Raw genomic sequence first — 21,165 nt, 5'->3', positions numbered from 1 at the left:
ACTGATGCGAACACCGATGCGAACACCGATGCGAACACTGCGGATAACGCTGATGCGAACACCGATGCGAACACTGCGGATAACGCTGATGCGAACACTGATGCGAACACCGATGCGAACACAGATGCGAACACTGCGGATAACGCTGATGCGAACACCGATGCGAACACCGATGCGAACACCGATGCGAACACTGCGGATAACGCTGATGCGAACACCGATGCGAACACTGCGGATAACGCTGATGCGAACGCCGGTGCCAACACGGATGCAAACACCTCGGATAACTCGGACTCTAAGTCGGATGACTCTAAGGGATCCCAGAAGGATGACTCCAAGAAGGATCGCCTTGCGGATACCGGTTCTAACGGAGCCCTCTGGATCAGTGCAGGTGCACTAGCACTTGTACTGCTCGGAGCTGGTGTGGCTGTCTTCGCGCGAAAGCGTTCAGCATAGTCGAACTGCAGTAATTTGAAATAGGAGGGGCATCTAAACGATGCCCCTCCCATTTCGCTTTCAAGTAGTCTTTGCAACAATTCACGGGTGTCGAAGAATTTGGAGACAATAGCCTGATGAGGCAACAGAAAACTAAGCCCAAGCTGTTTACAGTGTTGGTGCTTTTAATTGCGGGTGTAGCCGCGTTAGGGCATATCGGAGCCACATTGGCGTTCACGGGTCCTTCAACACCCATCAAGTCATCATTACAGCCCGAATTGAACAAGTATTTTCTAGGGCCGTTAGATCAAGGCTGGAGCCTTTTTGCTCCTGGGCCCTATTCGCAAGATGAATATTTCACAATGCGTGTATGTCTTTCTAGCGCGGAAATTTGTGCCAAGGGTAGCCAACATGGTGCGAAATTCTCAGAGTGGCGCGACGTTACGGCCGAAGAAATGGAAAGCCGTGCCGGCAACATGTTTGCCAATCGTGAGACAAAACAATCCAAATCTATTCACGGACGGCTATGGAGTGCGGCTTCGGATTTGACTGCGGATTCTCGAGCGGAAATCTCTAGACCCTTTATTCAGGGAACGCCCGTTTTTGGTGTGGAACTCAACTCAGCGGAGGCCCGCGAGAAGTATTCTGCAACAGAATTGAGCAATCTTCGAGCCTATAAACGTATGGAAGATACGGCCGTCGGATTCGCGTCACTCTACGCAATAGAACAGTGGGGCGGAGCATCAATGGTGGAAATTAAGCTCCGACGTGAACCAATTGTTCCGTTTGCTCAGCGGAGCGATGAGAACGCAACAACAAAACCTCGCGAAACCTACATCGGATGGCGAGATACCAAGGAATTTAGTCAAGCGGCGGTGTCGGTATGGAGCTGAAACGTGAAACAAGCAGTGCTCCTTCGATCAGCCAATGGATTTCTAAGAATCGCGATTTCGTCCCCAAAGCACTGAACTGGGTCTACGGGTGGTTTACCGAAAACCGGCATGCACCATACGGTCTTGCAGTCATGCGCATGTCGTCGGGACTCTTCATTCTGGGTTGGTTAATTGCCAACATACCAGTCGCAGCTAAGATCTGGGGACCTGGTTCCGAGTACCTTGAACCCTACCGTTCTGTACTTGGGTACCAGTGGCCTTTGGATATTCTGCGTGACGCGGGACTCGGGTTCTTCGTCTTTTGGTACGTGATGGCCATCGTGTTGGCAATCGCATTTGTAGTTGGTTGGCAAACTAGATTCGTCACGCCGCTCTTCTTCATTTTTTATACGGCGATTAACGCACAGAATACGCCGGTTTCGGATGGCGGAAATTATTTCATCCGTATCATGCTGATCTATCTGATTTTTGCTGACTTGTCCAAGCACTGGTCTGTCGATTCTTGGCTACGTAAACGCGCGAGGAAAACGAAGAAAGAATTCGAAGCCGTTACGGTGCTGCACAACCTTGCGTTATGCCTGGTCGTAGCTCAACTTTGTGTTGTCTATCTTGAAGCTGGACTGTACAAGGTTCAAGGCACACTTTGGCAAAACGGTACAGCTATGTACTACCCGGTCAGTTCCGAGGCGTATGGTGTCTTCCCTTGGCTTAGTGATTTGATCACTACGAATTCGTGGATCGTTGCCTTGATCACCTATGTGACAGTGCTTGCTCAAATTGCATTCCCATTCATGCTGTTCCATAAGATCAGCCGGAGAATTGCGCTGATTACTATTCTTGGGATGCATATCGGCATCGCAGTTGTTATGGGCCTGCCTTTCTTCTCAGGAATTATGGCTTCCGCAGACGCTGTGCTGGTGTCTAGCGCGACCTGGTTGACGATTCAGCGCTGGTTCTCAGCGTTGTGGAGGGGTCGGTTCCGTGCGAAGAAGCCGTCGCTGACGGTCTCCGAACAGAACGAAGTTGGCGTGGGATCAGGCGAGAAAGTCTCTTCCAACGCCTAGGAGAAGAAGCACTAGAAAATAAACTTAGGGGCGAACCGTTTTGGTTCGCCCCTAAATTTATGTATCTCTTAGTTCAGGCAGCCGTTGCGGGCCTACCCAGATTATTCGCCTACGTAGAACAGGCGCTTGTTCACGAATTCGTCCATGCCCAGCGGGCCAAGCTCGCGGCCGAAGCCCGAACGCTTCACGCCGCCAAATGGCATTTCTGCACCTTCTGCGCTGGCTGCATTCACGTTGGTCATGCCGGACTGCAGCTTCTGGGCCACCTTGGAAGCGCGCTCGACATCGGTGGAGTGCACCGAGCCGCCCAGGCCGTAGATGGTGTCGTTGGCCAGCTCGGTGGCTTCCTCGTCGCTGGCTACCTTGTAGACCACTGCTACCGGGCCGAAGAGCTCCTCGTAGTAGGCACGCATCTCCTTGGTGATGCCGGTGAGCACCGCAGGGGAGTAGTAGGCCGAAGGGCCGTCGTGCAGCACGCCGCCGGCGTGCAGGGTAGCGCCCTTGGCCACGGCGTCCTGGACCTGCTCGTGCAGGGACTCTGCCGCCTTGCGGGAGGACAGCGGAGCGAAGGTGCCTTCGGCTTCCGCCATCGGGTCGCCAGGCTGCAGGCCTTCGGCACGCTTGGTCAGTTCGGAAACGAACTCGTCATAGATGTCTTCCATGACGATCATGCGCTTGTTCGAGTTGCAGGCCTGGCCGGTGTTGTCGATGCGGTAGCCCCAAGCGGTATCCACGATGCCCGGTACGTCATCGGAGTCCAGGACAACAAATGGATCCGAGCCGCCCAGCTCCAGTACGGCCTTCTTCAGGTTGCGGCCGGCCTGCTCGCCAATAATGGCGCCAGCGCGCTCCGAGCCGGTCAAGGAAACACCCTGGATCCTGGAATCGGCGATGATGGTGGAGATCTGGTCGTGGGTGGCGAAGAGGTTGTTGTAGACGCCGGCCGGTACTCCAGCCTCATCCATGATTTCCTGGATGGCCAGTGCTGAACGCGGGCAGGACTCGGCATGCTTCAAGATGATGGTGTTGCCCAGCATCAGGTTAGGTGCCGCGAAGCGCGCTACCTGGTACAGCGGGAAGTTCCACGGCATGATGCCCAGCAGCGGGCCAACCGGTCGCTTTTGAACGACGGCCTTGCCGCCGGAGAAGGACTTGATCTCCTGGTCCGCTGCCAAGGCTGGTCCCTCGGTGGCGAAGTACTCGAAGATCTCCTGGCAGAATTCAGCTTCGCCCACGGCCTCGGACAATGGCTTGCCCATTTCGGTGGTCATGATCCTGCCGAGTTCTGCTGCGCGCTCGGCGAAGAGCGTGCCTACCTTGGAAACAATCTTGGCGCGTTCGTTGATGTCAACGTCCTGCCATGATTCGTAGGCGCTCTGCGCGGCAGCCAGCGCCTGTTCGACTTGCTCATCGGTGGCCGCGGCGAATTCCTCGACGACTTCACCGGTTGCCGGGTTCAAGACCTTGTAGGTTGGGGCGCTCATCAATGCTCCTGTCGTATGCACAAAAGTGGTCAGCGTAAGCCGTGTGGATCTAACGCTAGCGGACTCCACGCAATAAATGAATGTAATTCACTTCATATTGCGTCTACTCCGAGCTTATCCGCAGAAACAACATTCAGCCACCAAGGAACAGCAGGTATTTGGCTTGAGTAGAAGTTGCAGACGGAAGCGAATGAAAAAGCCGCGGTTTCCAAGACTTGTCTTGGAAACCGCGGCTCAAGAACACAGGTATTACCTGTGTGATCAGTGGATTACTAGCCGATAGCGGAAGAACGCCACCAGTCGATTCCGGCATCGCCCTGGGCGATCTTGGCAATCTGGGCCAATTCGGACTCGGAGAAGTCAAGGTTGTCCAGCGCACCCAAGTTCTCGTCGAGCTGCTTGGTGGACGAGGCGCCGATCAATACCGAGGTTGCCGCGCCATCGCGCAGCAGCCAGGCCAGGGCCATCTGCGCCAGCGACTGCCCGCGTGCCTGCGCAACCTCGTTCAGGCTGCGGACCTTGGCCAGGTTCTGATCGGTCAGCTGGGCTTCGAGCGAACGGCGTCCGCCTTGGCGAACCACATCAGTGGTTTCCAGGTACTTATCGGTGAGCAGGCCCTGGGCCAGCGGGGTGAAAGCAATGGTGCCCATGCGTTCCTTTTCCAGGGTTTGCAGCAGGCCGTGCTCTACCCAGGGGTTCAGGATGTTGTACGACGGCTGATGGATTACCAGCGGGGTTCCCAGGTCCTTGGCGATTGCGGCAGCCTCGGCGGTGCGTTCTGCCGAGTACGAGGAGATGCCCACGTAGGTGGCCTTGCCCTGGCGAACCAGGGTATCCAAAGCGCCGATGGTTTCTTCCAGGGGAGTCTTCGGATCGAAACGGTGCGAATAGAAGATGTCCACGTAGTCCAGATTCATCTTCTTCAGCGAGGCTTCGCAGGAGGCCAGCAGGTACTTGCGCGAGCCGAAGGTGCCGTGCGGGCCTGGCCACATGTCGTAGCCGGCCTTCGATGAGATGACCAGTTCGTTGCGGTAGGGCTTGAAGTCCTTTTCCATCATGCGGCCGAAGTTCTCTTCGGCTGAACCTGCCGGAGGACCGTAGTTGTTGGCCAGATCGAAGTGGTTGATGCCGTTATCGAAAGCGTGGCGCAGGATCTCGCGCTGGGAATCGAATGGACGGTTATCGCCGAAATTCCACCACAGTCCCAGGGACAGCGGGGGCAGGCGCAGGCCGGAGTCGCCAACGCGGCGGTAGCCGAAGTGCTCATAGCGGTCTGCGGCAGCAGTGTAGGGACGGTGCAGTTCCGGGATGGACGGGAGGCGTTCGTATTCCACGAGGCACCTTTCTGCCAGGTCAAGCGCTGGCGAGCGGAAATCGATTTGACGTCATTTTCCACAATAGGCCAGAGCCTGAACTAAATAAATAGCGCAAAGGTGAATCCGCTGTGTGCGTAAAGGTTTCGTGGATTTGGATTAAATGACGAACCGACCCGCCAGGCCAAGGAAGTAACGCCTGTGCGGATCGGTTCATCTAGATCACTCGCACCTTGAGAAGGTACTAACCACACTAGGAGCTGAAACTTGAAAGTAGCTGAATGCGAGGTGTGCGGTCTCTTGGGAAAAGGCTTTTGCTAATAATTCGAGGGCGGATCCGAAGCCGGGAATGACTCGTCTTCCCACTCTTCGACGAGAGCTTCATCGTGCTCGTCATGGCGCTTCTTTTCTTCTGCGGCCAGTCGCAGCTTTTCCTCTTCAGCGCCACCGGGCTGCCCAGCAGCTGATTGTTCAGGCATGATCTTCCTCCCAACTTCCGTGGGCCACCCCCTGCGGATGGCTGGACCCTGTGTCTTCAGTGTTCACCTATTAGCCGCGGATGTCGAGGGCGGCGGCCAACACAGATTTCGCCTTCACCGTCAATACAGGATTTAATCGAAGGCATGCCGATGATCAATAATCCCGCAGATGGTTCCGAAATCTTCTTTGACGATGACGGGGCGGCCGGGGAGCCGATTCTCTTCCTCCATGGCTCCGCCTTGTCCCGGTCCATCTGGAGAGGGCTCGGCTACACCAAGGCGTTGGGCCAGGGGCACCGCACCATCCGCATGGACCTGCGCGGGCATGGCAAGTCGGCCAAATCCCACGACGTGGCCGACTACACCATGGACAAGGTGGCCGGCGATATCCGCGCGGTGATGGATCACCTGGGCATCGGACGTATTCACATTGTCGGCTACTCTTTTGGCGCACGCACCGGGCTGCACATGGCCATGCACCACCCAGAGCAGGTGATCTCGCTTATCATGCTCGGCGGCACCTACGAAATTACCCCCGGCGAAATCGGGAAGCTCTTCTTCCCCGGCTACCTCGAGGTCCTGCGCAATGGCGACATCGAAGGATTCGTCACCGGGCAAGAAAAGAATGGACGCCTGGATCCAGCAACCCGCATGGCCTTCAAGTCCAACGACCCGCTGGCCCTGGCTGCCTACTACGAGGCCGCCGAGACCCTGCAGAATATCAACCTGTCCGAGCTGGCGAAGATCAGAATCCCGACCTTGCTGCTGATCGGCACCCGGGACCAGCCGCGCTTCGACCAGAACAAGATCATGGTCCGCACCTTGCCCAATGCGCGCATGGTGGCCTTGCCGGGGCGAACCCACGGCAGCACCCTGTTCCCGATTGAGCCTGTGGTCAAGGCCATCGAGTCCTTCTGGGATGGACGCCAAGCATGAGTTCGGCCCGCTTCGACCTGAACAGGATTGCTTCAGGGCTGGCTTTCGGTCCCAGCAGGGAAGAACTCCATGAATCCTTGGTGGCTAATCCTGCCCAGCCGCTGGTGATCCAGGCGCCACCGGGATCCGGCAAGACGACGATAGTTCCACCCACGGTAGCCAACGCCCTGGACCAGGCAGGATTGGCTGGCAAGATCATCGTGACCCAGCCACGCCGTGTCGCTGCCCGGGCTGCTGCCCGTCGCCTCGCCCAGCTTGATGGATCGGTTCTGGGGAAGCGCGTTGGCTTCGCCGTGCGCGGGGAACGGCAGTCTTCGGCGCAGACCCGCGTGGAATTCGTGACCGCAGGCCTGATGCTGCGCAGGTTGCTGGCCGATCCGGATCTTGCCGGTGTGAGCGCGGTGATCATTGATGAGGTCCACGAGCGGTCGATCGATACGGATTTGTTGCTGGCGATGGCCAACCAGGTCAGCGAATTGCGTGATGACCTGTCGCTGATCCTGATGAGTGCCACCTTGCACGCCGGGGAACTCTCGGCGCTGCTGGCCCGTGGCCATGCCGCTCCAGTGCTCAGCGCCCACACCGCGCAGTATGCCGTGCAAGAAGCTTTCGACAGCTTCGCCGGAATCCGGAATACCGAACGCGGACTGAATGATGACTACCTGCGCCACGTTGCCGCCGTCGCGGTACGCCACAGCGCGGAAGCCAACGCAGCAAGCGCAACCCCGGTGGACACCTTGGTGTTCGTCCCCGGGGTACGGGAAGTCGACCGCGTCTGCTCTCAGATTGCTGCCTCCGGAGTGCAAGCCCTGGCCTTGCACTCGCAGATCTCTTCCAAGGAACAAGACCGGATCCTCAGTGAGCCGGAGGCTGGCAGCGCCCCGCGGATCATCGTCTCCACCTCCATTGCCGAATCGTCGGTGACCGTGCCGCGCGTGCATCTGGTGGTGGACGCCGGCTACGCCCGCGAGCCGCGCCGAGACAGCTCGCGTGGTTTCTCGGGGTTGATGACCGTGGTGGCCAGCCGTTCCGCGGCCACCCAGCGGGCGGGCCGGGCAGGACGACTCGGGCCGGGCAAGGTGGTGCGGACCTTGGACCCCAAGTCCTTTGCCGCCGCCCCGGCGCACTCCACACCGGAAATCCGCACCGGCGACCTGGTCGCCGCCGGCTTGTCGCTCGCGGCATGGGGGACCCCGCGTGGCGAGGGGCTGGCCATGTGGGAAGCGCCGCCGGCTAGCGCCATGGCCAGCGACGAGCAGATCCTGCGCAGCCTGGACGCGGTTGACGGCACCGGGCAGATCACCGCCCTGGGCGAGCAGATGATGAAGGTTCCAGCAGACCCGCGTGCCGCCCGCGCGTTGCTCGAAGGCAGCCGGATTTTCGGCACCCGGGCTGCCTCGGATGCTGTCGCATTGCTGGCCAGCTCGGAACGCATTGCCAGTGCGGACCTGGATGAATTGCTTGCCGCGGTGCGCCGGAGTTCGCATCCGGCGCACCGTGCCTGGAAGCATGAAGCGCAGCGCCTGGAAAAGCTCCTGGGCAGTGCGGAAAACCGCACCGGGCGGCAGCCTGCACCGGCAGCTGCGGCCCTGGCAGGCGTGTGCGCTTTGGCCTACCCGCAATGGATTGCGCGCAAGGTCGGCCCGGAGGAATACCTGTTGGCTTCGGGGACCCGGGCAACCTTGCCGCGCGGCAGCCAGCTGATGCATGAGGAATTTCTTGCGGTCGCCGAGGTCTCCCGTGCCGGATCCAAGGCGGTGATCCGACGGGCCGTTGGCATCGAACTTGGCACTGCCGTCGACCTGTTGCCGCAGATGCACCAGAAGCGCGAAGTGGCGGAGCTGGTTGACGGCAGGATCACCGCTCGCCAGATCGAGAGCTTTGGCGAGATCGAGCTGGCGGCCCATCCGGTCAAGGCCACCGCAGAGCTGGGCATGCAGGCTGTTGCCAGCGCCATAGCTACGCAGGGGATAGCCTTCTTCGGCACCCATGAAAAGTTTGATGCCTTGCGCCGGCGGATGGCCGTGGCCCATCGCCTGCTGGGCGAACCCTTTGCCGCGGTGGATGACCAGGCCCTGATTGCCTCGGCGGGCAACTGGCTGCAGCCGGTCTTGCGGCAGGTAGCCGCCGGCAAGAACGCTGCCAAGGTTGACCTGTATTCGGCATTGCGGACCTTGCTGCCGTGGGAGCATGCCCATGATTTTGATTCGCTGGTGCCCGAACGGCTCCAGGTGCCTTCGGGATCAAGGATTTCCGTGGCCTATCCCGAGGTCGGTGAAACCGGTCCAGCGGTCGTCGCCGTGAAATTGCAAGAATGCTTCGGGCTCGATGAGTCGCCGCGGCTGGTCAAGGGCAAGCTTGCCGTCCAGTTCCACTTGCTTTCACCCGGTGGCAGGCCGCTGGCGGTGACCGATGACCTGGTCAGCTTCTTCAATGGGCCCTATGCCCAGGTGCGGTCTGAAATGCGCGGGCGCTACCCGAAGCATCCTTGGCCGGAGAATCCATGGGACCACGTGGCAACGGCAAAGACCAAGAACCGATTGGGCCGGCAGTAGGCAAAAGCACGCCGGGGCCGGGGCCCGGAAGAACGAGCCAGGTCCCGGCGTGCTTTCCGGCGCCCAGATTCTAGGCGAACGCTGAGAAGCCGGTGATGTCGCGGCCCATGATCAAGGCCTGCACGGTTTCGGTGCCTTCATAGGTGTGGATTGCTTCCACATCGGCGAAATGGCGGGCCACGCGGTTGCTGGTCAGGATGCCGTTGCCGCCGAGCAGGTCGCGGGCGTTCGCTGCGATGGCGCGTGCGGTGCGCGTAGCGGTGTACTTGGCCAGCGACGCCTGCGGGCCGGTCAGCTCACCGGAAGTTTCGCGCTTGGTCGCCTGCATGACCAGAACCTGGATAGTAGCCAGTTCGGACTGCATGCGGGCCAGGCGCTCCTGGACGATCTGGCTGGCGGCCAGCGGACGCCCGAACTGCACGCGCTGCTTGGCGTAGCTCACGGCCGACTCGTAGCAAGCGGTCGCGTGGCCCACGGCAGACCAGGCGACACCCAGCCGGGTGGCGAACAGGACGCGCGAGGTGTCCTTGAAGCTCTTGGCTTCGGGCATCACATCGTGGTCCGGAACGAAGACGTTCTCCATGCGGATATGCGCCTGCCAGATAGCGCGCAGGGAGAGCTTGTTTTCGATGGTGGTGGCCTTGTAGCCTTCGGCATCCTGGTGCACGATGAATCCGCGGACCTTGCCCTCGTCGTCGCGGGCCCAAACGATGCTCACGCCGCCGACCGAGCCGTTGCCGATCCATTTCTTTTCACCGCTCAGGCGGTATCCGCCCTCGACCTTGGTGGCACGGGTTTCCAGCGAAACCGAATCGGAACCGTGAGTTGGTTCAGTCAGCGCGAAAGCGCCTGGAAGTTCGCCGCGCAGCATGGGGATGGCGTACTTCTGGATCTGCTGGGCATTGCCGCAGTACAGCACGGAGCGCAGAGCCAGACCGCCCTGGACGCCAACAATGGTGGAGACCGAACCGTCGCCACGGGCCATCTCCATGTTGACCAAGCCGGCAGCCAGCGGGCTCATTTCCTCGTAGCCTTCCAGGTTCAGGCCATCGCGCAGCAGATCCGCATCGCCGAGCTTCTTGAGCAGATGCAGCGGGTAGTCGGCCTTGTCCCAGTACTCGTGGATGTCGTCCTTGACCTCGTCGAGGATGAATGCGCGGGCCTTGGCTCGCCACGCGTTGTCCGCTTCGCCTATTTCGGCGAAGATTCCGGTCGGATCGATATTGACGTCTCCGGACCACAGGTCGTATTCGGGTTCGACAACGCCGGCGGGAAATTCAAAACCGGTCTCCAGCTGGGACATTTCAGATGCTCCTAATAGCTACGGTGAAAAAAGCTTCACTCCTAGACTAGTGGAACGCAGTGCCATGTCAAGAAACTTGGTTTCAGAAGTTGGGTGGAATCGATTATTTTCCGTGCTCTTTGAGCGCGCGGGAGACGGCCTGGAGAATCGCCTGCTCATCGGCGCCGGCATCCAAGACGGAAACCACCACGCTGGGGGCCGCCGGCTTGGTGGCAGCCGCTGCCTGTCCGGGGTCGAGCAGATCTGCGAAGCGGTTCAGGAACTGGCGCACATCGTTGGCCAGCTTGGTGCGGTCCGTGCTTTGCGCGTCTTTCAGCCAGCTGCGCAAATGATCGTTGTGGATCGCAACCAGGCCAGCGCTAACGCCCAGGCACAGCGACTTCTCCGTGGCGCTCTTTGCCAAATCGCGACGGTTCAGGAACCCGTAAAACGCCCGTTCGTAACGGTGAGTGGAGACCAGCTCGCGCTCTCGCAGCGACGGCACCGAGGAGAGCAGCTTGTGGCGCAGCTGGGCACCTTCGGGGTTGACCGTGTACTGATCGAAAACCACATGCGCGGCATCGATGAGCGTAGTGATTGCATCAACCGACGAGGCGGCCAGCGTGGTCTCGACGTGTGTAATGATCATTTCCTGGTCGGCGAAGACCATATTCTCTTTCGACCCGAAACGGCGGAAGAAAGTGGAACGGGAAATGCCAGCGGCAGCTGCCAGCTCGTCGACGCTGGTGGCATCGAAGCCCTGGGTAATGAGTAGATCAAGGGCTGCTGGGGGTACTGCGGAAGAAGCGATCATGATTCACGAATTTAGCACGATTCAAGCTGGGAAATTCTTGGGTTCAGCTATGCGCGCCGCGCAAATGATTGTGAACTACTGCGCCCATGACTACGCTGAACATCAGGGCGTTCCATGCAGGAACGCCATTCTTGGACGAAATGAAAGAGAAGTGAGGGCCCATGGGAATCTCGATTGCAAACGCCGCGCTACGTTTGGTCAGTGGTGCGTTCATTCTCAACAGCGGCATCAACAAGTTGCGCATCGATGAAGCCAGCGCCGCAGGCCTGCAGCAGATGGCAGCCAACGGCGTGCCTCAGCTGGCCGAGCTGGAACCGGCAGTTTTCGGCAAGGCCGTATCCATCGGCGAGATCTCGCTGGGTAGCGCCTTGCTGCTGCCGCTGATCCCATCGCGGCTGGCCGGCTTAGGCCTGGGCGCATTCTCCGGTGTGCTGCTGGCTTCCTACCTGCGCACTCCGGGCATGACAGAATCCGACGGCATCCGCCCAACCGCGGATGGCACCGCCCTGGCCAAGGACGTATGGCTGGCAGGTATCGCTGTGGCATTGATTCTTGGCCGCAAGGGCGCCAAGAAGATCAAGAAAGCAAAATAAGCGGACGGAATCGTTTGAGCAAAACGTTCGGCAAGCCGTAAGTTGATCTTGGAGACTGCGGTTTTCAGCGGCCACATTTGAACTACAAGCTAAGAGGAGAACCAATGGGTTTCTTAGATGATGCAAAGAAGAAGCTGGGCGAGGCAGTCGAAAACGCGAAGGATTTCGCAGGCGACGCTACCGAGAACGTGAAGAACTTCGCAGCGGACGCCCAAGAAAAAATCGGCGAGAAGGTCGATGAATTCAAGAACGGTGATAGCAACGAAGAACCTGAAGACAAGGTCTAGCGACCACGAAGCCAGCGCCTGATCCAGCGACTTTCGAGTCCTGGACCAGGCGCTGGCTTCGTTAAGAGCTGCCTCTGGCTAGTGGCGCTGCGCCTTCTTGCCATCGCTGAGGAACGCTACAACGAGGACAGCAGCCACGCCGATGAAGCCTGGCAGCATCAGTGCCTGTCCCAGGCCAACAGACGTGGCTTCCATGATCACCGCAGGATCCTTGGAATCTGCCTGCGCGATCTGTGCCGAAATGCGGGCATCCATCATCACCGCGATCAGCGCAGAACCAAGCACTGAACCGATTTGCCGGGTGGTGTTGTAAATCCCTGAACCGGCACCCGCATCACGCGCGGTCAAGTCCTTGGTGGCTGCCAGCGATAGCGATGGCCAGATCATGGCTGAACCGATGCCTTGAACCGCTGAAGGAATCAGCAGCATCCACAGCGGGATATCGGCGTGCATCATGAAGGCGTAGACCACCGTGGCACCGCCAAACAGGAAGAACCCGGGCACGGCCAAGATCCGCGGGCTGAGCTGATTGACCTTCTTTCCCAGCTGCGGCGCGAGGAAGATCGCCACGAAAGCCATCGGAGAAATCATCAACGCGGATTCGGTGGGAGTCAGGCCGCGGACATTCTGCAAGAAGAACACCATCGGCAAGGCGATGGTCGCGATGGTCAGGCCCATGAAGGTGATCGCGACATTGGCCAAGGAGAAATTGCGGACCTTGAACAATCGAAGCGGAACCAGCGGTTCAGACGTGGTCTTGGACTGCCACCAGATGAAGGCTCCCATCAGCACCGCGCCGATGATAATCAGATGCCACGAATTCAGCGGGCCAATGAATGGTTCCCAATTGGTGGCATCGCCTTCCTGGATGCCGAAGACCAAGCAGAACATGGCTAAAGCCGAAAGGATGACGCCGAACCAGTCGAAGGAATGCGCTTGGGATTCAAGGGCTGGCACGAATTTGAAGACCATGGTCAAGCTGACTACCGCGATGGGCAAGTTGATGAAGAAGATCCATTCCCAGCCGATGGAGTCCACCAGCAGACCGCCGGCAATCGGACCGATCAGCGAAGCGATGCCCGCCACTGCACCCCATAGGCCCATGGCTGCACCGCGGTGCTGATAAGGGAAGAGGCGGGTAATGAGCGTCATCGCCTGAGGGGAAATCATCGAAGCGCCAAGGCCCTGGACGGCGCGCGCCGCCACCAGCGAGCCGAGGGAATCGGACAAGCCGCACCACAGCGAGGCCAGCGAGAAGACCACCATGCCGATGAGGTAGATATTGCGCGGACCGAAGCGGTCACCGAGGCGCCCGGTGACCAGCAGCGGCACCGCGAAGGTGAGCAGGTACGCGCTGTTGACCCACAAGATGCTGGAGATATCGGCGTCCAGCGACGTCATGATGGAGGGCATTGCGGTGGACACGATCGTGGTGTCCAGCAGGATCATGAAGAAGCCGATGACCAGTGCCCAGAGGGCACGCCAGGCGGCTTTCTTGTCGAAGTGTGTTTCGGGATTCGCAGTTTCAGGCACTGGTCAAGGCTAGTCCCTATCAGCCCCGTGCGGAACGGATAGCGAAACTATGCATAGGAAATCAGTCGAAACTCACATCGCCCGAGATGCGGGTGGCGACATCGCCACTGACCCAGACGCCTTTTTCGGTAGCTTCAATATGCAAGATCGCTTCGCGGCCCAAACGCGTGCCCTGGCGCACGGTATAGCGCTGGGGTGCATAACCGGTCTGCGTCAGCCAGATGCCGAACGCAGCATTCAGCGAACCGGTGGCAGGGTCTTCCGGAACAGCCTCGCCGGGAATGAAGGCACGGACCTCATAGTCCGCCGGAGGCTGCAGCACCACATTGCGGAAGCGCTCTTCGGAACGCTCAAAATCAGAGAAGTCCAGCGGACGCAGCTCTTCGCGGGTACCGGAAACGCGCGGCATGACCGATCCGCGCGGTTGCCACACGCTCTGCGAAACGCTGGCTGCGGTGTAGGGGCCGATGACGCCTACTTCCAATCCCTGCAGCGCCTCATAGTCAGGTTCGATGCCCAGCACGATATCGGCGTCACGCACCACCAGGCCCGCAGGATGCGGACCGTTGACCAGCCACTGGTGGTCCACCACGTCTTCTTCGCGAATGCCCAGCCCGGCAATCGCCCATTGCAGGACATCTGGTTCCAAAGGGCCCGACCTGGTCAGCGGGGGTGCGAGGAAGGCCAAGCGCCGCGAGTGGCGGTCGCTGCTTTCCCGTTCCACACGCACCGGAATCAGCCCGGCACCGCATTGCTGGATCAGATGGCCTGCGGGACCAGCCTCGCCACCGGACTCCAGCCAAGCATGAGCCGCGCCCAGCGTCGGATGGCCAGCAAAGGGCAGCTCGGTGCTCGGGGTGAAAATGCGAATGGCGTAGTCCGCTTCCTCATCAGTGGGCTCGACGAAGAATACAGTTTCCGCAAGATTCATCCACTGCGCAAAGTGCTGCATCTGGTCATCGCTCAGGCTGTCGGCATTGAACACGACTCCCAGGCCATTGCCGTTGAAAGCAGTGGGTGCAAAGACATCAACCTGCTGATAAGAGAATGTGCGCGACATACTTAGCATGGTGGCACATTAATCAGCAGGTTGACCCGGTGTTACGTGGTACGTCACGCAAAAAGTTGCGAACGCATCAAGGAAATGAACCTTCTTTACCAATGGTGCGCAACATCGATGACCAAGCGTGAACCGTCGCCAGGTCCAGGCAGTGCGAACACGCGCATGGGCAGCCGTGCCCTGGTCGAGAGCCCCACTTTGGTTTGGCCTTCAAAGCTGCCCAGCCACACCAATTGGCGGAACGTCGTGTAGCCCAGATTCTTCACTTCGGCGCCCGGGTTGAAATCCTCGGTTGCCGGGGCCTGCACCAGGATTTCCAGGTTGGCACCGCCAGTGGTGTCCACCTGCAGGCCGGAACCGATTCCGGTCAGTTCGCTGACATACCTGGCTGAATGGCTGGCAGCTGGTCCTGCGAGATCGATGACCAACCGGTCAAAGCACAGGTGCCGTCCGGTCCGAAGATTTTCCACTGCGGAATGCGTGGACAAGGAGCTGGTTTTGGCCAAGGATCCCCAATAAACCGTTGGGCAGGAAGCAGACGCGAGGGCGGCCGGAGCGGGGGCCGCCGCGGAAGCGGGCGTCACCACGAGCAAGGCTGCCGCCACCGTGCCTAGAACGATTCCAATTTTTCCGTGGCGCATATGGATCACCGTCTCTCTTGGTTTGCGCCCGCAGGCAGAGCGGACTGCCAGTGAGTCAACTAAAGGCCTGGAATGCGGCAAGCGCAAGGGCAGAAAAGAATTGGAACCACTCTGAGACGCTTCTGCAATGGAGCCGGAGAACTCCCGGGCCGTAGGGCGGAAGGCAGGTTCCACACAGCATTTATTTAGCGCCATATGACATGCTTTAAACATGTCACCTACCCCCGTTGAACCCATCGGCGAAACCGTCGAGGAAGTCATTACAGCCTCAAGCTTCCTCCCCGAATCGTTGCAATTTTGGGTTGTCCTGCTCATCGGTGCGCTCGTAGCCGCAATCCTGGCGTTTGTTTTCAGCGGCGTTTCCCGCCGCGTGCTGCGCCGGATCGGCGTGGACGAAGCCGACGTGAAAGCCACCAGATTCCCGTTCTTCGGCCTGGTTACCTCGATTATTGCCAAGTCGGCCTTCGCGGTCTTCTATCGAGAACGCACTTGGTACAACCCCTGGCAGTTCGCCATCCTGATCATTCTGGTCTTCTTCCTCACCTGGTTCATCATCAAGCTGGTGCGCGTGATTGAGACCGGCATGATGGCACGCTTCGAGGTGAGATTCGGTCCAGGGCGCAGGCTGGCCAAGGTCCAGACGCAGGTCGGCCTGATGCGACGGGTACTGGTTGCGGTGCTCTGCATCATTGCAATCGCCGCGGTGCTGCTGACGATCGAGCAAGTCAGGGCGCTGGGCGCCGGCCTGTTGGCCTCGGCTGGCCTGGCTTCGGTGGTCGTTGGCCTGGCCGTGCAGTCAACCTTGGCGAACGTATTTGCCGGCTTGCAAGTGGCCTTTACCGACTCGATTCGCGTGGACGACACGGTGGTAGTCGAGGGGGAACGCGGCACGGTAGAGGAGATCACCCTCTCCTACGTCGTGGTGCACCTGATCGACGGGCGCCGGATGATCCTGCCATCGACCTACTTCACCACGACGCCGTTTGAGAACTGGTCGCGGCGCAGCACGGAGATCTCCGGAAACGTAGCACTGCAGCTGAAGCTCAATGCGCCGATTTCCTACCTGCGCCAGCGCAGCAGCGAACTGCTTGAAGCCTCCGACTGGTGGGATGGCCGGGACAATGAGCTGCTCGTGACCGACGCGCAAAACGGCTTGCAAACAGTGACCATTTATTTATCCGCGCGCAACGCCGGGGACCTGTGGAACCTGCGCAATATGCTTCGGGAGAAGCTGCTGGCCGAGCTGGTGGAAAACTACCCTGATTGCCTGCCGGATCCCCGGATGATTCCAAGCAACCCGGTCTAGCGGCATAACGGAAGCCGCTGATCCCAGTACTGTGAACTGGGATCAGCGGCTTTTGCCGTTTCCGGGGACTTAGAGCCGCAACGCAGCGGGTCCGTAGTCGTTGTAGCGCTCCTGGCGGGCCGTCGCTTCGCGCAATGCGGATATGAGCGACTCGGCCTTGCCAATGAGATCCTGGATCAAATCATCGTCGCGTTCCACCCAAAGGTATTCGGGAACCGCGCGCACCGGCACGAAATTATCGTGCTCTTCCCAAACGAACAACGTGCGTTCGGCCCCGATCACATGCTGCTGCCAGAGCACCTGGCGCAGGTAGCTCTTGGGGATCTTCTTGAAGGGCTTGTTGGTGGTCTTGATTTCAGCCAAAACCGGAACTCCCGATGCATCGAAACCCAAGCCATCGGGAGTCGCCAGATGGAGTCTCGAATGCTGCGAGTGGAAGAGCTGGGAGGAGGGGAAAATATTGAAATTCTCTTGGACCCAGGCAGCGATGACCGGTTCGCGCTTGCGCCCGTGATCGGTGTAGGGATTGCCGGAGAAGCCATTGCCGTATAGCTTGTCCCATGCGGCGTTCTTGATGGACTTCTCGGTGGACAACTTGGCCACGTCCGTTGCGGTGATGCCCTGGGCCCGTGCGCGGAGCCACTCAATGCGGTTGGAAGAGTCGGCTAGAACACGTTCGAAGCATTCATGTTGGACGCCGGGCACAGTAATCACTTGACCTATTCTTCCCCATGAATGGGCAAGAACCGTGCACCTTGGGCTTCGAGCTGGCGTGAGACTAGTCGCTGGCTTCAGCGATAGCGCTCAACAGCTGATTGATAGTCGGTGTCTGGCTGGCACGGAATTTCTCCGTGCCTTCCTGCAATAGCCGAATGACCGGGGTGCTGGTGATTCCCATTTCCTCGCCGCGCTCCACCTGCTCCACGACATTGATCTCCTCGACCTCCAACGCGGGCAGCAGTTCCTGCACGCGGGCGACAGCCAGCCGCGTGCGCACGCACGGTGCGCAGAATGGTTGCGTATACAGTTCCAGCTTCATCTGTTGGCTACTGCTCCTGCTGTCGTCGTGAACTAGCTGCCGGCTGCTCCTACCGGGGGATGAGCCTGGCCGGAGGCTACTTGGAACCCTGCGCTGATGTGCGCGGGTGCCATTTGTTGAAAACATTGGGTCATGCTTGAAAATTCCCTTGACCAACCTCCCGTACTCGCCGCTCACGGACTCTACCGCAGCTTCGGTTCCACCACTGCACTGAACGGCGTCGATCTGCAGATTTCACTGGGCCAGTCCCTTGCCATCATGGGCCCCTCGGGTTCCGGAAAATCCACGCTGCTGCACGCCTTGGCCGGTATTGAACTTCCCGACGCCGGCAGCATCATGCTGAACATCCCGGGCCGAGCACCGGTGGATATCCAAGGGCTCAAGGATAAGGCGCGCACCAGGCTGCGCCGTGAATCCTTCGGCTTCGTCTTCCAATCCGGACTGCTGATTCCCGAGCTCACTGCCGAAGAGAACGTGGCCATGGCCTTGATGATCAACGGGGTGCCACGCAACACCGCCATTTCCAGTGCCGGGGCCGCCTTGGCAGAACTGGGTCTGGCAGGAATGGAGCAACGCCGCATCGGCCAGCTCTCCGGCGGGCAGCAGCAACGAGTAGCCATTGCCCGCGCGCAGGTCACCGGGGCGATGGTGGTCTTTGCCGATGAACCTACCGGCGCGCTGGATTCAACCACGGGCTTCGAAGTGCTGGAGATCTTGCTGCAGTGCACGGTCGGTGCCGGAAAATCCCTGGTGATGGTGACCCATGATCCCAATGTCGCCGCGCGCTGCGACCGTGTAGTGCAACTGCAGGACGGCCAGCTGATCAGCGACAGCCTGCACCCATCGGCCACCGTGGATGGCGGTGCCCAGAAGTGAATATCCTGCACCTGTCATGGATGCTTGGCCGGCCGGCGAAGTCCCGGCTGGCGCCACTGGTCCTGACCGCCAGCGCCTACGCCATGGTCAGTGCGATCCTGCTGATCGTGCTGGGAGGCGCCTACTCCTTTACCAGTTTCGAATCCGCGGCCCAAGGCATGTACCTGCCATTGGCAGCGTTCGCCGTAGTGCTGCTGGTGGTCCCATTGCTGGTGCTGGGATCGGCCGCTGCCCGGCTCTCCGCGCGGTCAAATGACCGCGCCCTGTCGTCCTTGCGCTTGCTCGGCGCGACCGGGGCGCAGATCGGCCTCGTGGCCGTGCTGCAAGCCGCCGGCACGGCGTTGGCCGGCGCACTCGCCGGAATCGTACTCTACCTCCTGGCCGCACCATTGGCTTCGCTGATTCCGTTCCAAGGTGCGCCGATCGGTTCGGCCATCTATTTGCCGCTGTGGGTGCTGGCGATAGCAGTAGTCGCTGTCGTGCTCCTCTCGGCAGGCAGTGCAGCTGCCGGCTTGCGCAAATTGGTGATCACCCCGTTGGCGGTGGCAACCCGCAGCACGGTGCCCACCCCCAGCTGGCTGCGCGCGGTGATCACGCTTGCCGGCATTCTGGTGCTGTACATGGTGTTCTCCAACATGGGCCAATTCGTGCAGTCCATCGCCGCGATCATCGCAGTGGTGGTTGGCGGTTTCGGCTTCGGCTTGCTGGTGATGAACCTGGTCGGTCCGTATCTGGTGGCGAAGGTGGGCAAGGCCAAGCTGCGCAAGGCCAGAACTCCGCAAGAGCTGCTGGCAGCCCGCATGATCCTGGAAAGCCCTGCCGAATCCTGGCGCCAGGTATCCGGGGTTGCCATGGCTTCGTTCGTCGCTGTGGTGGGCGGCAGCGGGGCCGCCTTGATGGAGCTGACCGGAAGCGAACTCGATCAGGGCACCTGGCTGGAGCATGTGCCCGCCGATGTCACCACCGGCGTGCTGGTGACCTTGGCGATCAGCTTCATCTGCGTGGCCGCTTCGGCGGCGATCTCCCAAAGCGCCAGTACCCTGGATCGCGCTGAGCTGTATCGCGGGCTGAACCGGTTGGGCATGCCCTACGAAACGATGAACGCCGCGCGCACCAAGTCGATCATGATCCCGGCGCTGGCTGCCTCGATCGGTTTCGCCATCGCCTCCACGGTGCTCGTGCTGCCCCTGGCCGGGGCCGCCATCCTGCTCAAGCCGCTGACGGTCATCACGGTAATTGTCTCCGTGTTACTCGGCTTGCTGCTGGTGCGGGGAGCAATTTTGGTGGCTGATCCGCGGAAGCTGCTAGCAACTAGAGAATAAAGTCTCTGGTCAGCCCACCGAAAAAACCGCCCGATTTGGTTAGGGTCACTTCAGGGTCGGTGATTAGGGACGTTTCGTGTTGCGTAATGCGCAGAGAAACGCGTATCGTGGCATACGGCCCGGATAGGCTTGCCTAACTTAGCTAAACAAAATGTTGACAGAACCTCGCATAGTCTGGAATCACCGACCCATGAAAAATTCACGTCGCGCCGGAATTTTCGCCGCTTCAACTGCCATCCTCGCCTTGGGCCTGACCGCCTGCGGCGCGTCGAGCAACTCAGCGGATCCGTCGGCTGACACTTCAGCCAAGGCCGCAGAAGACTTCACTCCGGTCACCATCGAGAACATCTATGGTGAAACCACGATCGAAAAAGTCCCGGAACGCATTGCGACCATCTCGTGGGTCAACGCAGATACCCTGCTGGCTCTGGATACCGTGCCGGTCGGCATGGACACCGACACCTACGGCATGAACGAGAACAACTCCACCGCATGGAAGGACGCCGCTCTGGAAGAGCAGGGCGCTTCCATCGGCTCCGAGAAGGCGCCCGTGCAGTACAAGGTGGGCGATGACATCGACTACACCGGCATCGCCGCCAGCAAGCCCCAGGTCATCTTCGCTCCATACTCGGGGTTGAAGAAGGAGCAGTACGAGAAGCTGCAGGAAATCGCTCCGGTCGTTGGCCCCATCGAGCCTAACTACCTGACCAGCTGGGAACAGGTCACCGAAGTTGCCGGCCAGATGCTGGGCAAGGAAGAAGAAGCCGACGCCCTGATCGAAGAGATCGAAGGCAAGCTGGCCAAGGTCGGCGAAGACAACCCAGCGCTGAAGGACACCACCTTCATCGCAGCTGACCTCTCGGCGCCGGATACCGCCTACGTCTACTCCGAAGGCGACACCCGCCCGCGCTTCCTGAGCGCACTGGGCATGACCCAGGCCGAGTACGTGCAGAAGAACGCCGCCAAGGACACCTTCTTCTTCACTGTTTCCCCGGAAAAGGTCAACGAGTGGGATTCGGACATCGTCTTCGCCTCGGCTGTTGCGGACAACACCATGGAAGACGTCGTCAAGGGCCAGCCGCTCTACGGCCAGATCCCTGCCGCGAAGAACGATGCCGTGGCACTGCCAGGCACCGATGAAGCAACACTGGCGATCTCCGCGGCTTCGCCGCTGTCCATCGAATGGGCACTGGATAACGTAGTTCCCGGCATCGTGAAGGCTGCCGACAACGCAGCTGCCGCGAAGTAGATCC

21 protein-coding genes are annotated in these 21,165 nt (G+C 59.8%); 11 read left to right on the top strand and 10 right to left on the bottom strand.

Annotation, left to right across the window (positions count from 1 at the left end; genetic code table 11):
- The 3 genes from ACWICV_RS07525 to ACWICV_RS07515 form a co-directional block, all read left to right on the top strand.
- The coding region (locus tag ACWICV_RS07525; protein ID WP_454152483.1) for an LPXTG cell wall anchor domain-containing protein at window positions 1–456 on the top strand (456 nt) is incomplete at its 5' end.
- A 116-nt stretch (window positions 457–572) separates the two neighbouring features.
- Window positions 573–1,328: a DUF5819 family protein gene (locus tag ACWICV_RS07520; protein ID WP_388025240.1), complete on the top strand. Its 756-nt coding sequence runs from the start codon at window positions 573–575 to the stop codon at window positions 1,326–1,328.
- Entirely contained in the window at window positions 1,319–2,392 is a 1,074-nt protein-coding gene (locus ACWICV_RS07515) for an HTTM domain-containing protein (RefSeq protein WP_454090547.1), read from the top strand. Before ACWICV_RS07520 ends, ACWICV_RS07515 begins: the two co-directional genes overlap by 10 nt.
- A 101-nt stretch (window positions 2,393–2,493) precedes the next feature.
- Here ACWICV_RS07515 and ACWICV_RS07510 read toward each other — a convergent pair whose 3' ends face one another.
- From ACWICV_RS07510 to ACWICV_RS07500, 3 genes are all read right to left on the bottom strand, one after another.
- On the bottom strand, window positions 2,494–3,876 hold the full coding sequence (locus ACWICV_RS07510) for an NAD-dependent succinate-semialdehyde dehydrogenase (RefSeq protein ID WP_454090548.1): 1,383 nt from the start codon (window positions 3,874–3,876) through the stop codon (window positions 2,494–2,496).
- 272 nt (window positions 3,877–4,148) lie between these two features.
- Window positions 4,149–5,210, bottom strand: coding sequence for an L-glyceraldehyde 3-phosphate reductase (gene mgrA / locus ACWICV_RS07505; protein WP_365943115.1), 1,062 nt, complete (start codon window positions 5,208–5,210; stop codon window positions 4,149–4,151).
- Window positions 5,211–5,506: 296 nt separating this feature from the next.
- On the bottom strand, window positions 5,507–5,668 hold the full coding sequence (locus tag ACWICV_RS07500; RefSeq protein ID WP_166650864.1) for a hypothetical protein: 162 nt from the start codon (window positions 5,666–5,668) through the stop codon (window positions 5,507–5,509).
- A 150-nt stretch (window positions 5,669–5,818) separates the two neighbouring features.
- Between ACWICV_RS07500 and ACWICV_RS07495 the strand changes: the two genes are divergently transcribed.
- Window positions 5,819–6,604, top strand: a complete 786-nt coding sequence (locus tag ACWICV_RS07495; RefSeq protein ID WP_448937909.1) for an alpha/beta fold hydrolase — start codon at window positions 5,819–5,821, stop codon at window positions 6,602–6,604.
- Window positions 6,601–9,159, top strand: coding sequence for an ATP-dependent helicase HrpB (gene hrpB / locus ACWICV_RS07490; RefSeq protein WP_365943117.1), 2,559 nt, complete (start codon window positions 6,601–6,603; stop codon window positions 9,157–9,159). The genes ACWICV_RS07495 and hrpB overlap by 4 nt, the downstream gene beginning before the upstream one ends.
- A gap of 70 nt (window positions 9,160–9,229) precedes the next feature.
- On the opposite strand, the gene ACWICV_RS07485 is transcribed toward hrpB, so the two are convergent.
- A complete protein-coding gene (locus ACWICV_RS07485; RefSeq protein WP_454090549.1) occupies window positions 9,230–10,462 on the bottom strand; it encodes an acyl-CoA dehydrogenase family protein in 1,233 nt (410 codons plus the stop codon).
- A 103-nt stretch (window positions 10,463–10,565) separates the two neighbouring features.
- On the bottom strand, window positions 10,566–11,255 hold the full coding sequence (locus tag ACWICV_RS07480) for a TetR/AcrR family transcriptional regulator (protein WP_454090550.1): 690 nt from the start codon (window positions 11,253–11,255) through the stop codon (window positions 10,566–10,568).
- Between the two features lie 161 nt (window positions 11,256–11,416).
- On the opposite strand from ACWICV_RS07480, the gene ACWICV_RS07475 reads away from it, so the two are divergent.
- Both ACWICV_RS07475 and ACWICV_RS07470 read left to right on the top strand, forming a co-directional pair.
- Window positions 11,417–11,848, top strand: coding sequence for a DoxX family membrane protein (locus ACWICV_RS07475; protein ID WP_105659096.1), 432 nt, complete (start codon window positions 11,417–11,419; stop codon window positions 11,846–11,848).
- 104 nt (window positions 11,849–11,952) lie between these two features.
- Window positions 11,953–12,135 carry a hypothetical protein gene (locus tag ACWICV_RS07470; protein ID WP_105662724.1) on the top strand — a complete coding sequence of 61 codons (183 nt, stop codon included), beginning with the start codon at window positions 11,953–11,955 and terminating at the stop codon, window positions 12,133–12,135.
- Between the two features lie 78 nt (window positions 12,136–12,213).
- On the opposite strand, the gene ACWICV_RS07465 is transcribed toward ACWICV_RS07470, so the two are convergent.
- The 3 genes from ACWICV_RS07465 to ACWICV_RS07455 all read right to left on the bottom strand — a co-directional run bounded on the left by ACWICV_RS07465 (window position 12,214) and on the right by ACWICV_RS07455 (window position 15,369).
- Window positions 12,214–13,668, bottom strand: coding sequence for a DHA2 family efflux MFS transporter permease subunit (locus ACWICV_RS07465; protein ID WP_105659094.1), 1,455 nt, complete (start codon window positions 13,666–13,668; stop codon window positions 12,214–12,216).
- 61 nt (window positions 13,669–13,729) lie between these two features.
- Entirely contained in the window at window positions 13,730–14,728 is a 999-nt protein-coding gene (locus ACWICV_RS07460) for a PhzF family phenazine biosynthesis protein (protein WP_402473471.1), read from the bottom strand.
- A 95-nt stretch (window positions 14,729–14,823) separates the two neighbouring features.
- Window positions 14,824–15,369, bottom strand: a complete 546-nt coding sequence (locus ACWICV_RS07455) for an AMIN-like domain-containing (lipo)protein (protein ID WP_332730864.1) — start codon at window positions 15,367–15,369, stop codon at window positions 14,824–14,826.
- Between the two features lie 211 nt (window positions 15,370–15,580).
- Here ACWICV_RS07455 and ACWICV_RS07450 point away from each other — a divergent pair, with 211 nt between their 5' ends.
- A complete protein-coding gene (locus ACWICV_RS07450; protein WP_365943121.1) occupies window positions 15,581–16,675 on the top strand; it encodes a mechanosensitive ion channel family protein in 1,095 nt (364 codons plus the stop codon).
- A gap of 69 nt (window positions 16,676–16,744) precedes the next feature.
- On the opposite strand, the gene ACWICV_RS07445 is transcribed toward ACWICV_RS07450, so the two are convergent.
- The gene (locus ACWICV_RS07445; protein ID WP_286134416.1) at window positions 16,745–17,389 is read right to left on the bottom strand and encodes a YqaJ viral recombinase family protein; all 645 of its coding nucleotides are present in this window, start codon (window positions 17,387–17,389) and stop codon (window positions 16,745–16,747) included.
- 64 nt (window positions 17,390–17,453) lie between these two features.
- Window positions 17,454–17,714: a glutaredoxin family protein gene (locus tag ACWICV_RS07440; RefSeq protein WP_105659091.1), complete on the bottom strand. Its 261-nt coding sequence runs from the start codon at window positions 17,712–17,714 to the stop codon at window positions 17,454–17,456.
- A 132-nt stretch (window positions 17,715–17,846) separates the two neighbouring features.
- Between ACWICV_RS07440 and ACWICV_RS07435 the strand changes: the two genes are divergently transcribed.
- The 3 genes from ACWICV_RS07435 (at window position 17,847) to ACWICV_RS07425 (ending at window position 21,161) form a co-directional block, all read left to right on the top strand.
- The gene (locus ACWICV_RS07435) at window positions 17,847–18,590 is read left to right on the top strand and encodes an ABC transporter ATP-binding protein (RefSeq protein WP_454090551.1); all 744 of its coding nucleotides are present in this window, start codon (window positions 17,847–17,849) and stop codon (window positions 18,588–18,590) included.
- On the top strand, window positions 18,587–19,912 hold the full coding sequence (locus ACWICV_RS07430; protein WP_332595053.1) for an FtsX-like permease family protein: 1,326 nt from the start codon (window positions 18,587–18,589) through the stop codon (window positions 19,910–19,912). The genes ACWICV_RS07435 and ACWICV_RS07430 overlap by 4 nt, the downstream gene beginning before the upstream one ends.
- Before the next feature lie 190 nt (window positions 19,913–20,102).
- Entirely contained in the window at window positions 20,103–21,161 is a 1,059-nt protein-coding gene (locus ACWICV_RS07425; RefSeq protein ID WP_365943124.1) for an ABC transporter substrate-binding protein, read from the top strand.
- The last annotated feature ends 4 nt before the right edge of the window (window positions 21,162–21,165 follow it).

Source organism: Glutamicibacter sp. NPDC055354 (genome assembly GCF_053644955.1).
Note: the sequence above shows the minus strand (reverse complement) of the source record. Positions and strands in the feature narration are given on the sequence as shown.

Excerpts from the sequence above, each read along its gene's own strand:
- ACWICV_RS07520 (WP_388025240.1), top strand. The coding sequence starts at position 573 with ATGAGGCAACAGAAAACTAAGCCCAAGCTGTTTACAGTGTTGGTGCTT.
- ACWICV_RS07515 (WP_454090547.1), top strand. The coding sequence starts at position 1,319 with ATGGAGCTGAAACGTGAAACAAGCAGTGCTCCTTCGATCAGCCAATGG.
- ACWICV_RS07510 (WP_454090548.1), bottom strand. The coding sequence starts at position 3,876 with ATGAGCGCCCCAACCTACAAGGTCTTGAACCCGGCAACCGGTGAAGTC.
- ACWICV_RS07500 (WP_166650864.1), bottom strand. The coding sequence starts at position 5,668 with ATGCCTGAACAATCAGCTGCTGGGCAGCCCGGTGGCGCTGAAGAGGAA.
- ACWICV_RS07495 (WP_448937909.1), top strand. The coding sequence starts at position 5,819 with ATGATCAATAATCCCGCAGATGGTTCCGAAATCTTCTTTGACGATGAC.
- hrpB (WP_365943117.1), top strand. The coding sequence starts at position 6,601 with ATGAGTTCGGCCCGCTTCGACCTGAACAGGATTGCTTCAGGGCTGGCT.
- ACWICV_RS07485 (WP_454090549.1), bottom strand. The coding sequence starts at position 10,462 with ATGTCCCAGCTGGAGACCGGTTTTGAATTTCCCGCCGGCGTTGTCGAA.
- ACWICV_RS07480 (WP_454090550.1), bottom strand. The coding sequence starts at position 11,255 with ATGATCGCTTCTTCCGCAGTACCCCCAGCAGCCCTTGATCTACTCATT.
- ACWICV_RS07475 (WP_105659096.1), top strand. The coding sequence starts at position 11,417 with ATGGGAATCTCGATTGCAAACGCCGCGCTACGTTTGGTCAGTGGTGCG.
- ACWICV_RS07470 (WP_105662724.1), top strand. The coding sequence starts at position 11,953 with ATGGGTTTCTTAGATGATGCAAAGAAGAAGCTGGGCGAGGCAGTCGAA.
- ACWICV_RS07460 (WP_402473471.1), bottom strand. The coding sequence starts at position 14,728 with ATGTCGCGCACATTCTCTTATCAGCAGGTTGATGTCTTTGCACCCACT.
- ACWICV_RS07455 (WP_332730864.1), bottom strand. The coding sequence starts at position 15,369 with ATGCGCCACGGAAAAATTGGAATCGTTCTAGGCACGGTGGCGGCAGCC.
- ACWICV_RS07450 (WP_365943121.1), top strand. The coding sequence starts at position 15,581 with ATGTCACCTACCCCCGTTGAACCCATCGGCGAAACCGTCGAGGAAGTC.
- ACWICV_RS07440 (WP_105659091.1), bottom strand. The coding sequence starts at position 17,714 with ATGAAGCTGGAACTGTATACGCAACCATTCTGCGCACCGTGCGTGCGC.
- ACWICV_RS07435 (WP_454090551.1), top strand. The coding sequence starts at position 17,847 with ATGCTTGAAAATTCCCTTGACCAACCTCCCGTACTCGCCGCTCACGGA.
- ACWICV_RS07425 (WP_365943124.1), top strand. The coding sequence starts at position 20,103 with ATGAAAAATTCACGTCGCGCCGGAATTTTCGCCGCTTCAACTGCCATC.